Source organism: Shinella sp. HZN7 (genome assembly GCF_001652565.1).
GTDB classification, from domain to species: Bacteria; Pseudomonadota; Alphaproteobacteria; order Rhizobiales; family Rhizobiaceae; genus Shinella; species Shinella granuli.
The window spans coordinates 161,262-173,342 of sequence record NZ_CP015737.1; the positions used below are offsets into that span (position 1 = coordinate 161,262).

The 12,081-nt window shown below is 63.9% G+C and carries 10 protein-coding genes and 1 pseudogene; 10 read left to right on the top strand and 1 reads right to left on the bottom strand.

What is annotated here, in order from left to right; genetic code table 11:
- The first annotated feature begins 35 nt into the window (after positions 1-35).
- From shn_RS23140 to shn_RS23180, 10 genes and pseudogenes are all read left to right on the top strand, one after another.
- Positions 36-950, top strand: a complete 915-nt coding sequence (locus shn_RS23140; protein WP_064332880.1) for an amidohydrolase family protein — start codon at positions 36-38, stop codon at positions 948-950.
- A complete protein-coding gene (locus shn_RS23145) occupies positions 947-1,909 on the top strand; it encodes a S9 family peptidase (protein WP_064332881.1) in 963 nt (320 codons plus the stop codon). The genes shn_RS23140 and shn_RS23145 overlap by 4 nt, the downstream gene beginning before the upstream one ends.
- A gap of 46 nt (positions 1,910-1,955) precedes the next feature.
- A pseudogene (locus shn_RS23150) lies at positions 1,956-5,005 on the top strand (FAD-binding and (Fe-S)-binding domain-containing protein).
- An 81-nt stretch (positions 5,006-5,086) separates the two neighbouring features.
- Positions 5,087-5,872, top strand: a complete 786-nt coding sequence (locus tag shn_RS23155; protein ID WP_245337449.1) for an AraC family transcriptional regulator — start codon at positions 5,087-5,089, stop codon at positions 5,870-5,872.
- Positions 5,869-6,060, top strand: coding sequence for a helix-turn-helix domain-containing protein (locus shn_RS37125; protein ID WP_371328617.1), 192 nt, complete (start codon positions 5,869-5,871; stop codon positions 6,058-6,060). Before shn_RS23155 ends, shn_RS37125 begins: the two co-directional genes overlap by 4 nt.
- 156 nt (positions 6,061-6,216) lie before the next feature.
- A complete protein-coding gene (locus tag shn_RS23160) occupies positions 6,217-6,873 on the top strand; it encodes an ABC transporter permease (RefSeq protein ID WP_064332882.1) in 657 nt (218 codons plus the stop codon).
- Positions 6,870-7,973, top strand: coding sequence for an ABC transporter ATP-binding protein (locus shn_RS23165; RefSeq protein WP_064332883.1), 1,104 nt, complete (start codon positions 6,870-6,872; stop codon positions 7,971-7,973). The genes shn_RS23160 and shn_RS23165 overlap by 4 nt, the downstream gene beginning before the upstream one ends.
- Complete coding sequence (locus tag shn_RS23170; RefSeq protein WP_064332884.1) at positions 7,970-8,704, top strand: ABC transporter permease; 735 nt, start codon at positions 7,970-7,972, stop codon at positions 8,702-8,704. The genes shn_RS23165 and shn_RS23170 overlap by 4 nt, the downstream gene beginning before the upstream one ends.
- Positions 8,705-8,735: 31 nt before the next feature.
- Positions 8,736-9,626, top strand: coding sequence for a glycine betaine ABC transporter substrate-binding protein (locus shn_RS23175; RefSeq protein WP_064332885.1), 891 nt, complete (start codon positions 8,736-8,738; stop codon positions 9,624-9,626).
- 63 nt (positions 9,627-9,689) lie between these two features.
- Positions 9,690-10,559: a nitrilase-related carbon-nitrogen hydrolase gene (locus tag shn_RS23180; RefSeq protein WP_064332886.1), complete on the top strand. Its 870-nt coding sequence runs from the start codon at positions 9,690-9,692 to the stop codon at positions 10,557-10,559.
- Between the two features lie 244 nt (positions 10,560-10,803).
- On the opposite strand, the gene shn_RS23185 is transcribed toward shn_RS23180, so the two are convergent.
- Positions 10,804-11,976 (bottom strand): cytochrome C, encoded by a 1,173-nt coding sequence (locus shn_RS23185; RefSeq protein WP_245337451.1) that lies wholly within the window; start codon positions 11,974-11,976, stop codon positions 10,804-10,806.
- Positions 11,977-12,081 lie beyond the last annotated feature (105 nt).

Here is a 12,081-nt window from a genome sequence, read left to right on the forward strand (position 1 = left end):
ACGCTATCTTGCTCCACACAAGGAGGAGCAAGAGCATGGCTGCGGATAGTATGTCTTTGGACGGTCACGTCCATTTCTTCACGGCCTCCGACCTCGCGGCCGTGGCAGGGCAGCTTCCCTATGCGCTGCCGGCTCCTCACTCGCTTTCCGACTATCTCGCAGAGCTGTCGAAAGCCGGGACGGTCCCAAGGCTCCTCAACAACGTCCATCTGAGCATTCTTCCCGATTCCTCCAACGTCTTCGCTTCCTTCGAGGAGATGGAGGCGCTCCGGGCTCAATGGCCTGAACGCTACGGCGATATCCGGCTGGTCGGAACGATCAAGGCCGATCCCGCCTATGCCACGGCCGAACGGCTGTCCCATCCCCAGGTCGTGGGCATCCGGATCGTCCTTCACGACGCTCCACCGGAAAGCATCCCGGATCAGGCCTATCGCGGCGATGCCTGGGCCGCCCTCCTTGCAAGGCTGCGGGCCGACCAGCATGTCCACGTCTATGTCAAGGAGGCGGAGACGAATCTGAGGGTGTTGCGTCAGCTTCCGGACCATGTGCGCGTCGTCATCGATCATCTTGGAACATGCCATGTCGAGCGCGGCGCTGCCGAGCCGAGCTATCGCGCTTTGCTCGACGAAGCCGGGCGCAGAGGAAACGTATGGTTCAAGGGGCCTGGATATCGAACCTCGACGACCGTCGGCGACGTCGTGCCCTTCGTGGCGGCCATCGTCGCGGCAGTGGGAGCCGACCGGGTGCTTCTGTCGGCCAGCGATGCTCCCCATGTGGGCGGCGATAGCCAGGGCCTCGGCTTTGCAAGCCACTTCAATACCATGTCGGCGTTCGCGTTCTGCGAGGCGGTCGCCTCGGCCGCAGGCGCCGTCACCGGCATCCCCGCCCGCCGGCTGCTGAGCGCGGCCGCGGACGATCTTTTCCCTGTCCAGCAGAAAGCGAAGCCATGACGGACATCATCATCGAAGACATCACCTTTCCTGTCGCCTACGGTGACGCGACGCTCGACCTTGCCGGCAGGGTGTTTCGCCCGGCCTCTCCGGACAAGGCCCTCCCGCCGGTGGTCTTCAATTCCGGTTTCACGGGCGGCGTTTCCATGTACGGCCAACTGTTCGGCCGGGCGCTGGCGGGGCGCGGCTACCGCGTGATGACCTACGACGTCGCCGGCTTCTTCACCAACAAGGATGTGCGCAACACCGCACAGAAGGATGGCGTCACTGTCACCAATGTCAGCCTCGTGGACCAGACGGACGAAGTGCTTGCCGCGGTTCGCTGGGCGAAGGAACGTTTCGGCACGATGCCTGCCGTGGCCTCCTGGGCCATGGGGTCGCTTGCCAGTCTCGCCGCCATCGTTGCGCTGGCGCGCCAGGGCAAGGAGCAGATCGCGTTCTGGATTCCGATGAGCTATACCCGCATCGCCACCCTTCAGGACCTGCGTGCCGACAAGACGGGCGCGGACGCCGCGATCAAGGCGCTGGCGGATGATGCGGCGATCCCGCCGTTCGACACCGGAACCGAGGCGACCAGGCTCGGCTACTATCCGCTCGATCCGGATACGCAGGACTATGTCGACCGCCAGCTCGGCGGCTACACGGAGGTCGGCGGCGTCGACCGCTGGCCCGGCTGCAGCCATGTGACCGCGAAATCCTACAAGGAATATGTGGACTTCGATCCCGAGAAGGATATTGCGGGCGCAGACGGCTTCCCGCCGGCTCTCATCGTGCACGGCGCCGACAACACGCTGCACATGCCCGCGGAGTCGATCCGCCTGCACAAGGCCTATCCGGGCCGCGCAGGTGACAAGCCGCTCATCATCGAGGGCATGATGCACGGCCAGCAGAACCAGGTCGAAAGCCCGATCTTCCATCATCTGATCGAGCAGATCGATCGGGCGATCCGTACCGCCTGATGCAGACGGTCCCGTCCGGCCGGCCGTACGGGACCGAATTATCGCCATGATCCCGAGCCTCGCTTCCCCGCCCGATCCATTGCCGCTTTACGCCGCTTTCTTCGCTGAGCTTCAGGCCAGGGGGTTTGCCGGAGACCTGACGACGAGCGCCGCCGACCGGACGGTGCTCGCCACGGACAATTCGATCTATCAGGTGATGCCCGAGGCCGTCGCTTTTCCGCGGGATCGCGACGATCTGGTGCGGATCGCCAAGGTCCTTCGCGATCCGCGCTTTGCCGACGTGGTCGTCTCGCCGCGCGGCGGCGGCACCGGGACGAATGGCCAGTCGCTGGGTTCCGGGGTCGTCGTCGACCTTTCCCGCCACATGAACCATATTCTTGAGATCGATCCGGTCAAACGCACTGCGCGGGTGCAGACGGGCGTGGTCAAGGATCAACTGAACGCGGCGCTGAAGCCCTACGGCCTGTTCTTCGCACCGGAGTTGTCGACGTCGAACCGCGCCACCATTGGCGGCATGATTTCCACCGACGCCTGCGGCCAGGGGTCGTGCCTCTATGGTAAAACGCGCGATCATGTCCTGGAGCTCACGACGGTTCTTTGCGATGGCTCCGTCTGGCGCTCTGCCCCGCTGGATGAAGCCGCGCTGGAACGCGTCGTTGTGCAGGACGATCTTGCCGGCACGATCCATCGGCGGGTCTTGCAGTTGCACCGCGATAACGCGGAGGAGATCGCCGCCCGCTTCCCGAAGCTGAACCGCAGCCTGACCGGCTACGACCTTGCCCATATCCGGCGGGACGACGGCGCGTTCGACCTGAATTCGGTTCTGTGCGGATCGGAGGGAACGCTCGGCTTCCTGGCAGAAGCGGTTCTCAATCTCATGCCGATTCCGACGCATGAGGCCCTGGTGGTGCAACGCTATGACAGCTTCGATGCGGCGTTGCGGGATGCGCAAGCGCTGATGGGGTTTGCTCCCGCGTCGATCGAGACCATCGATTCGAAGGTGCTGGCACTCGCGCAAGGCGATCCGGTCTGGGACGACGTGAAGGCGTTTTTCCCGGACGCGGGGCCGGATCCCGTTCGCGGCGTCAACCTGATCGAATTCGTCGGGATGCGCGGTGAAGACGTCGAGGCGGCGCTGGCGCTTCTGACCGCCGAGCTCGATCGTGAGCCGGGCCGGATGGGACGGCGCGGCTATACCCTCGCCCGTGGAGCGCCGCAGGTCCACAGACTATGGGATATGCGCAAGAAGGCCGTCGGCCTTCTGGGCAACATGAAGGGCGACAGCCGCCCGATCGCCTTTGTCGAGGATACGGCCGTGCCGCCCGAAAACCTCGCCGACTACATCGCTGAATTCCGTGCGGTGCTGGATCGTCACGGTCTGGAATACGGCATGTTTGGACATGTGGATGCCGGCGTGCTGCATGTCCGCCCTGCCATCGACATGAAGTCGGACGGGGCCGGGCATCTGATCCGGGAAATCACCGAGGAGGTCGTGGCGCTGACGCTCCGCTTCGGCGGGCTGCTCTGGGGCGAACATGGCAAGGGCATGCGGTCGGAATTCTCCCCCGGGTCTTCGGCCCCCTTTACCCGCTGCTCCAGGAGGTGAAGACGATCTTCGATCCGGGAAACCAGTTCAATCCCGGCAAGATCGCCGCGCCGCCCGGCCAGCCGCTCGTGCGGATCGACGGTCCGCCTACGAAGGGCGCGCACGACCGCCAGATCCCGCCCGTGATCCGCGCCGGTTTCGACGAGGCGCTGCATTGCAACGGGAACGGCGCGTGTTTCTCCTGGAACCCGGATGAGGCCATGTGCCCGTCCTGGAAGGGGACGAGGCAGCGGCGTCACTCGCCGAAAGGACGCGCGCAGCTCATGCGGGAATGGCTCCGCCGGCTGGCCGCGCAGGGCGTCGATCCGCTCGACGAGGCGAGACGGCTGCGGGAGGCGCCGCCCTGGCGCGGTTTTGCAGCCCGTCTGCTGGCGACGCTTCGGCGGGATCCGCAGGATTTTTCGCATCAGGTCCACGAGGCGATGTCCGGCTGTCTCGCCTGCAAGTCCTGCTCCGGCCAGTGCCCGATCAAGGTCGACGTGCCGACCTTCCGGGCCAAGTTCCTCGAACTCTACCATGGGCGCTACCTGCGCCCGCTCCGCCATCATGTGATGGCGAGCCTCGAAGCGATGTTGCCCTTCCTCGCCCGGTTTCCCGGGATCGTCAATGCGGCGTCGGGATCCGGCCTGCTGCGGGCCATCGGCCTCGTCCACACGCCCCGATTGCCGCGCCTGCGGCTTGCCAAGGCGCTAAAGGCGCGTGCCGTGGCGACCGCGACGCCCGCGGCCCTGTCCGCTCTCGGCAAGGACGAGCGCGCTTCAAGCGTCGTCATCGTGCCGGACGCCTTCATCGCATATTACGATCCGCAGGTGCTGCTGGCCCTGGTCGATTTTCTCAAGCTCATCGGCATGCGTCCCTGGCTTGCGCCTTTCCGGCAGAATGGCAAGCCTCTGCATGTCCACGGTTTCCTGGGGCGGTTTGCGCGTGTCGCGCAGCGGAATGCGGACCTGCTTCTGGCGCTTGAGGATACGGGCGTGGCGTTGATCGGCGTCGATCCGTCGATGACGCTCACCTATCGCTCGGAATATCGGGCGGCACTGCCCGGGCAGAGGCTGCCGAAGGTCCGGTTGATCCAGGAATGGCTGAACGTGCGCGCCGACCTTCTTCCGCAGCGGGCCGGCGGGCGCACGTACCGCTTCATTCCCCATTGCACGGAGCGGAGCACCGCCGCGGCGGCCGTCTCGGCGTGGCGGTCGGTCTTCGCGTCGTGCGGGCTCGACCTGACGGTCGAGGCGACCGGATGCTGCGGCATGGCGGGCACCTTCGGGCACGAGGCCGAGCATCGGGAACTGTCCGAACGCATCTATTCCCAGAGCTGGGCACTTCAGGTGGCGCGGCGTGATGCGGCGCCCCTGCTTGCCGACGGTTTCTCGTGCCGGGCGCAGGCCGCGAGCATCGACGGCGTGAGGCTGAAGCACCCGATCGAGGCGCTGCTGGCCGAGTTCGGCGCGCCGGAGGCCGCCGCCGGCCGGACGGTCCCGCCCTCCTGAAATCCCGATTCCTTTTTGAGCGACCGTCGGATACTTTCCGGCCCATATGTTCCAGGATCGAAGGGGCCGCGGCCGACAGGAATGATGCAGCAACGGATCGAAGAGGGGCGTCCGATCAGCGTCGGGTTGCTGCTCCTTCCGCAGTTTTCGATGATGGCGCTGGCCTCCGCGAGCGAGCCCCTGCGCGCGGCCAACAGGCTTTCCGGCCGCAAGCTCTACGATTGGTGCCTCCTTTCGCAGGAGGGCGGCGAGATCAGCTCCAGCAGCGGCTTTGAGACGCGCACGGTTTCGATAGACGATGCTCCCCATCTCGATCGGCTGTTCGTCGTCGCCAGCCTCGATATCGAGAGCAAGCGGCCCAAGCCGATCCTTCAGTTCCTTCGCAGGCAGGCGGTGAGCGGAAAGCCTGTCGGTGCCTTGAGCACCGGGACATTCCTGCTCGCCCGTGCGGGACTGCTTGCGGGCAAGCGGTGCACGCTGCATTGGGAATCGCTTCCCCAGTTTGCCGAGGAATTCCCTGAAATCGAGGTCACGCGCGAACTGTATGTCCGGGATGACAATCGATGGACCTGCGCCGGTGGCACCGCCGCCATCGATCTGATGCTCGCCCAGATTTCCGGCGATTACGGCGCCAAGCTCGCCGCCGACACGGCAGAGCAATTTCTGCATACCCGCATTCGGGGCCTGAAGAACATCAGCGGATGGCGATCCAGTGGCGCTATGGCATCCACGACGCCAGACTTGCCGCGGCGATCGCCATCATGGAGCAGAATCTCGAATACGTCGTTCCGATCGATGAGGTTGCCAAGAGAAGCGGCCTTTCCATCCGCCAACTGGAACGCCTCTGGCATCAGCATTTCGAGATGACCCCACAGCGGTTCTACCTCAATGTGCGGTTGAACGAGGCGCGCCGGCTGGCGAAGGAGAGTTCCGAAACCATTGCCGCCATCGCGCTTCGCTGCGGATTCGTTTCGGCGTCCCATCTCGGCAGCGCCTATCGGCGCCGATATGGCAACAGTCCCAGTGACGAGCGTCGAAGATCCGACAGCGTCTGATCCAGAATGGTCATTATTGTGCTTCGCCCGTGCCTTATCAAATGAGCGTCTTCCGCATGGCGGATTTTTGATACTTCCCGTCGGACATTCGGTTCGAACTTTCCTCTTCATTCCCTAGGATCGGGACATCCTCTAGCGAGGTAGGGGGAGGATAAAATGGGAACATTTCAATTCATCGGCGAGAATCTGCCGCTGATCTGGACGCGGACGCTGGAACACATCTGGCTGGTCGGCATCTCGATCGTCATCGCGATTTGCACGGGCGTTCCGATCGGCATCCTGATCACGCGAAGCCGTGCGCTTGCCGACCGGGTACTCTACGTTGCGGCGGCCGTCATGACGATCCCGTCCATCGCGCTGTTCGGCCTGCTCATTCCGGTCCTGTCCAAGATCGGCCAGGGCATCGGATTTCTCCCGGCCGTGATCGCGCTGGTGATCTACGCCCAACTGCCCATCATCCGGAACACCTATACCGCGATCATGAATGTCGATCCGTCCCTGCGCGAGGCAGCGGTCGGCATGGGCATGACCTTCCTCCAGCGTCTGCGCCATGTCGAGCTGCCGATCGCCCTTCCCGTGATCATCAACGGGGTACGGAATGCCGTCGTCCTCAACATCGCCGTCGCCGCCATCGCGACCTATATCGGCGCCGGCGGTCTGGGCACGTTCATATCCCGCGGGATCAGCCAGACCGACCCGCGCCAGCTGCTGACGGGCGCGATAGCCGTAAGCGTCCTTGCCATTGTCGCAGACTTCTCCCTTCTCGCCCTGAGACGGTATCTGACATCTCCAGGCCTTCGGACAAATCCATGATTAGACTTGATCGCCTCACCAAAGCTTTTGGTTCCGTAACCGCCGTCGACGGCGTCACCATGGACGTGCCGTCGGGCGCGGTCTGTGTTCTCCTCGGCCCGTCGGGCTGCGGCAAGACGACAACGATGAAAATGATCAACCGGTTGATCACGCCGACGTCCGGCAAGATCTTCATCGACGGGCGCGACACCTCCACGCTCGACGCCGTGACCTTGCGGCGCTCCATCGGCTACGTCATCCAGCAGATCGGCCTTTTCCCGAACAAGACCATCGAAGACAATATCTGCGTGGTCCCCGACCTGCTCGGATGGGACCGCAAGAAATCGCGCAAGCGCGCGGCCGAACTTCTGGAACTGGTGAACCTCGACCCGTCGGTCTTCCTGCGGCGCTATCCCAAGGAGTTGTCGGGTGGCCAGCAGCAGCGCGTCGGCGTGGTGCGGGCGCTTGCCGCCGATCCGCCGGTCCTGCTCATGGACGAACCTTTCGGCGCGATCGACCCGATCAACCGCGAGGTCATCCAGGACGAGTTCATGAAGCTCCAGGCGGAGCTGAAGAAAACCGTCGTCTTCGTCAGCCACGATATCGACGAGGCGGTCAAGATGGCCAGCCACATCGCCATTTTCCGCGACGGCAAGCTGATCCAGTTCGACAAGCCCGATCATATCCTGGCGAACCCGATCGACAATTTCGTTGCGGATTTCGTCGGCGGCGACCGGACGCTGAAGCGGCTGCGGCTGGTAAAGGTGGCCGATGCCATGCAGGTCGCGCCGGTCAGCGTCGTGGCAGGCGACAGTCTGGAAACGGCCGTGGCGCGGATGGAGGCGAACAACCATACGACCATCGTCATGGTCGGCCCCCGCGGCCGGGCCCGCGGCTTCCTTCACCTCAACGACATCCGTGGCAAGGGAGGTGTCGTCGGCGATCATGTGGAGACCTTGCCGGGGCTGATCAACGTCAACGACGACCTCAGAAACGCGGTTTCCGCGATGTTTTCCCATGGCGTGACCTGGCTTGCCTGCGTCGATGATGAAGGCTTTTACAAAGGCTACGTGACGCAGCGCGGAATAAGCCAGCTCCTTGGTGCGAGTTACCGCGAATGACGACGTCCTCTTCCCCAGCCTCATCCTACACCAGCATCGTGTCTTCGCTCGCGCTGGTCGCGCTCGGAGCGTGGGCCGCGTCATCCGGTCTTCTCGGCACGATCCTGGGCTATCGCGAGGACATCCTCTATCTGGCCGGCCAGCATCTGATGCTGGTCGCCTATTCCAGCGCCTTGGCGCTTGCCATCGGCCTGCCGCTCGGGATCGCTCTGACGCGCAAGCCCCTGCGCTATCACGCGGACGCGATAACGCAGGTCATCAATCTCGGCACCACGATCCCGACGCTCGCCGTTCTCGCGCTTGCCATGTCCTTTCTCGGCATCGGCGCGCCTTCGGCGATCTTCGGCCTCACCGTGCTGACGCTTCTGCCCATCGTGCTGAATACGATCGCGGGCCTGAGCATGGTGCCCCGCTACCTTGTGGAAGCGGCTACGGGAATGGGGATGACGGACCGGCAGATCCTGTTCCGGGTCGAGTTGCCGAATGCGCTTTTCGTCATCCTCGCCGGCGTTCGGACGGCCATTGCGATCAATGTCGGCACGGCGCCGCTGGCGTTCCTCGTCGGCGGCGGCGGCCTGGGAGAGCTGATTTTCACCGGCATCGACCTGATGGACACATCGATGCTTCTGGCGGGTGCGATCCCCACGGCCATGCTGGCCATCGTGGCGGATTTTGCAATCGGCCAGTGCCAGTACTGGCTGATCCCCAGAGGGGTCAACCCGCTTCGTTAACCAACCAATCGAGCAAAAGGGGAGTGAGACTATGAAGAAACCTGGATTGAAGGGCCTCGTCGCCGGCATCGCCATTGCGCTTGCGGCCGGTGCGGCTGCGGCAAAAGACATCGTCGTCGGCGGCAAGAATTTCACCGAGCAGCAGATCATCGCGGAGATGACCGGCCAGTTGCTGCAGGCAAAGGGGTTCACGGTCGACAAGCGCAGCGGACTTGGAACCGCGCCCCTGCGTCAGGCCCAGGAAGCAGGACAGATCGACGTCTACTGGGAATATACCGGCACGTCGCTGATCACGTTCAACAAGATCACCGAGAAGCTCGATCCGGCGGCCACCTACGCCAGAATCAAGGAACTCGATGCGGCCAAGGGCCTCGTCTGGCTGGATCCGTCCCGGGCGAACAACACCTACGGCATCGCCATGCGGAAGGACGATGCGGCGGCCAAGGGGATTTCGACGCTCTCCGATCTGGCGGCGAAAATCGGCGCGGGCGAAACGCTCTCCTTCGGATGCAATGCGGAATTCTATGCGCGCGTCGACGGCCTCAAGCCGCTCGAACAGGCCTATGGCTTCGAATTCGGCCGCGAGAATGTCAAGCGCATGGACACCGGTCTCGTCTACCAGGCCCTGCGGGATTCCCAGATCGACACGGGTCTCGTGTTCGCGACCGACGGCCGCATTCCCGCATTCGATTTCGTCGTCCTCAAGGATGACAAGGGCTATTTCCCGGACTACGCGCTGACGCCGGTCATCCGCAAGGAGGTCCTCGACGCTTCTCCGGAGCTTGCCGATATCCTGAATGGCCTTTCCGCCAAGCTTGACGACACGATCATGGCCAAGCTCAACGCCTCCGTCGATGTCGACAAGCGTTCCGTCGAGGAGGTCGCAACGGGCTTCCTGACCTCCGAGGGTTTCCTCCAGTAACGCAAAGCAGGCTGTGCGTTCCGGCCCCGGCCGGAACGCACCTTCAGGAACAGGTTGGACACGATGCCATTCCTCACGGTTGCCGCCGCTCAGATCCGATGCGTTGCGGGCGATATTCAAGCCAATCTGGCGCTCCATCTCGAAGCGATTAAGGAGGCGCGCAACCGCGGTGCCGATCTGGTCGTGTTTCCCGAGCTCTCCCTGACGGACTATCTCTCCTCGCCGGACGTGCAGGAACTCGCCCGCATGGTTGACGCGAAGGAGATAGCGGAAATCGCCGCGGCCTCCCGGGGGATCGCCGTATCCTTTGGCTTTATCGAACGCGGGACGGATGGCCTTGTCTACAATACGCAGGCCCTGTTTTCGGAGGGCGAGTTGCGGCACGCCCACCGCAAGATAAACATTCCGAACTACGGGCGGCTTCAGGAAGGCAAATTCTATCGCAAGGGCGGTGCACTGACCTTGGCCGAATTGTCCGGGAACTGGAAAGCCGCAACGCTTATCTGCGCCGATAGCTGGTCGCCCGCCTTGCCTTGGCTCGCCGCCCTCCACGGCGCCGATCTCCTGATCCAGCCCATCGGTTCGGCAAGGGGCGTGGTGGACGGAGGGTTCGACAATCCGACGGGATGGGATATCAATCTGCGCCACACGGCCATGACATACAGCCTGCCCACGATCATGGTGAACCACTGCGGAAAGCGGGGAGGCCTGGATTTCTGGGGCGGCTCCCGTATCCTGGACCAGAATGGCCGCGAACTTGCCCGCGCCGGCGAACAGCCGGAACTCGTGCTTGCAAGGCTCGACATAACGAATGTCATCGATGCGCGTCGAAACCTGCCCACCTTGCGGGATTCCGACCCGGCGTTCGTGCGCAAGGAGCTCGGCCGGTTCCTGCCTTCCTCACCCGGGTCGTCCCGGCATGAGGCAAGCTAAACCGCACCGTGATCCTTCAGTTCCGTTCCCAGCGCGCAAGCGCGAAAACTCCCGCAGGCGGATTGCAATCCACCTGCGGGAGCCACCGGCCTTGCTTGGATATGGCGGCGACGCGTGCCATCTCCCGGGCATTGTCATCCCTTATCTGCACCTGCCGCTCGATTTGATGGGCTGAAGTGGCGGGCAGCGTACGCTGCCCTTTTCGCCTTTCACCCGAACAGTTGGCCGGGAGGCCGTGGGAGGATTAGCGCGCAAGTCCGAACGCGCTGAAATCGACGCCGAGCGGGCCGGCCAGGTCTTCCGTCGAATCGTGGAGCAGTTCCAGCGCATAGTGCGGGTTATGCACGTGGATGCCCTTGTCGGAGCCGACGAATTTCCAGTTATAGGCGGCCTTCAGCAGGCGCGGCGTCCAGGCGTTGTAGGGCACCGCCTTGCCGTCGGCCTGGTCCGCCACGCCGTCGCCGTTGGCGTCGGTGAAGAAATAGGGATGGTGGCTGCCGTCGTAGAGCATCGGTACGCCCGCCACCTTGCTTGCATAATCCTCCAGCATGCCCTTCAGCCGCCGGGCGTTTTCCGCAATGTCGTGGCGGATGCCCTTCTTCAGGTCGCCGGTGCCGTCGAAGCTGATGCGCGAGATGCGGATATCGGCGGCCGTGCCTGACGTATGACAGGTCAGGCAGGTCTCTTCCGCCACCTGAAGGCTGTGCGGATCATGGCAGGAGACGCAGGTCTCCACGGGCCTGGCATGCAGGAAGCGGCCGGAATAGGTCTTGCCGGCATAGTGGTAGCCGCTGCCGCCGTAGCCGCCGAGCAGGGCCGCCGCGGCCGTGGCATAGTGCGGGTTGATGAAGGTGAGCGCGGGATCGGGCGTGTCGTCGGGCTTGCCCTCGATGGCCTTGCCGACGGTCGCACCGGCCGAGCGTCCCTGATGACAGGTCATGCACGGCACCTCGCCGGCATTGACGGGATGCCTGATGCCGCTCGGCAGGGCGATCTCGGCGATCGATGCCAGGCCCGTATTGTGGCAGGTCTCGCAGTCGACCACGCCGCCGACCGGCACGGGGTGCGCAGGCAGGCCGGGCTCGCTGCCGTCGAGGCCGTGGAACGAGCGGAACCCCGCGCCGGAATGACAGACGGAACAGACCGGGGGAATGACGCCGGCCTCGTTCCAGTAGGAAAACGAGACCGATGCGGAATCCGAATGGCCCGAGCGCGCCCATGCGGCGATATAGTCGCTCTGCGGAATGGCGATCCGCTCCGGCGAGAACGGTCCCGGTTTCGGTATGACGAAGATCGGGACGTTGCCCGCATTGTCGTTCGCCGACTGCGCCTGTACCGTTGTCGTATGGTGCAAAAGCGCGCCCGCGACGGGCGTGAGCGCGAACACAACGGCGGCTGGTATCAGGAATCGGCGCATCGTACCTCACAACGGGCTGGGGATGTGCGGCCTCTGACAGCCGAGGCTAATCGCTTATACCCGTTCGCACAACGTTGCTGCCTTGATCGAAGTCAAGGACGGAGG

What these genes read in the sequence shown, in the direction of transcription:
- shn_RS23140 (WP_064332880.1), top strand. Translation starts at nt 36, where the DNA reads ATGGCTGCGGATAGTATGTCTTTGGACGGTCACGTCCATTTCTTCACG.
- shn_RS23145 (WP_064332881.1), top strand. Translation starts at nt 947, where the DNA reads ATGACGGACATCATCATCGAAGACATCACCTTTCCTGTCGCCTACGGT.
- shn_RS23155 (WP_245337449.1), top strand. Translation starts at nt 5,087, where the DNA reads ATGATGCAGCAACGGATCGAAGAGGGGCGTCCGATCAGCGTCGGGTTG.
- shn_RS37125 (WP_371328617.1), top strand. Translation starts at nt 5,869, where the DNA reads ATGACCCCACAGCGGTTCTACCTCAATGTGCGGTTGAACGAGGCGCGC.
- shn_RS23160 (WP_064332882.1), top strand. Translation starts at nt 6,217, where the DNA reads ATGGGAACATTTCAATTCATCGGCGAGAATCTGCCGCTGATCTGGACG.
- shn_RS23165 (WP_064332883.1), top strand. Translation starts at nt 6,870, where the DNA reads ATGATTAGACTTGATCGCCTCACCAAAGCTTTTGGTTCCGTAACCGCC.
- shn_RS23170 (WP_064332884.1), top strand. Translation starts at nt 7,970, where the DNA reads ATGACGACGTCCTCTTCCCCAGCCTCATCCTACACCAGCATCGTGTCT.
- shn_RS23175 (WP_064332885.1), top strand. Translation starts at nt 8,736, where the DNA reads ATGAAGAAACCTGGATTGAAGGGCCTCGTCGCCGGCATCGCCATTGCG.
- shn_RS23180 (WP_064332886.1), top strand. Translation starts at nt 9,690, where the DNA reads ATGCCATTCCTCACGGTTGCCGCCGCTCAGATCCGATGCGTTGCGGGC.
- shn_RS23185 (WP_245337451.1), bottom strand. Translation starts at nt 11,976, where the DNA reads ATGCGCCGATTCCTGATACCAGCCGCCGTTGTGTTCGCGCTCACGCCC.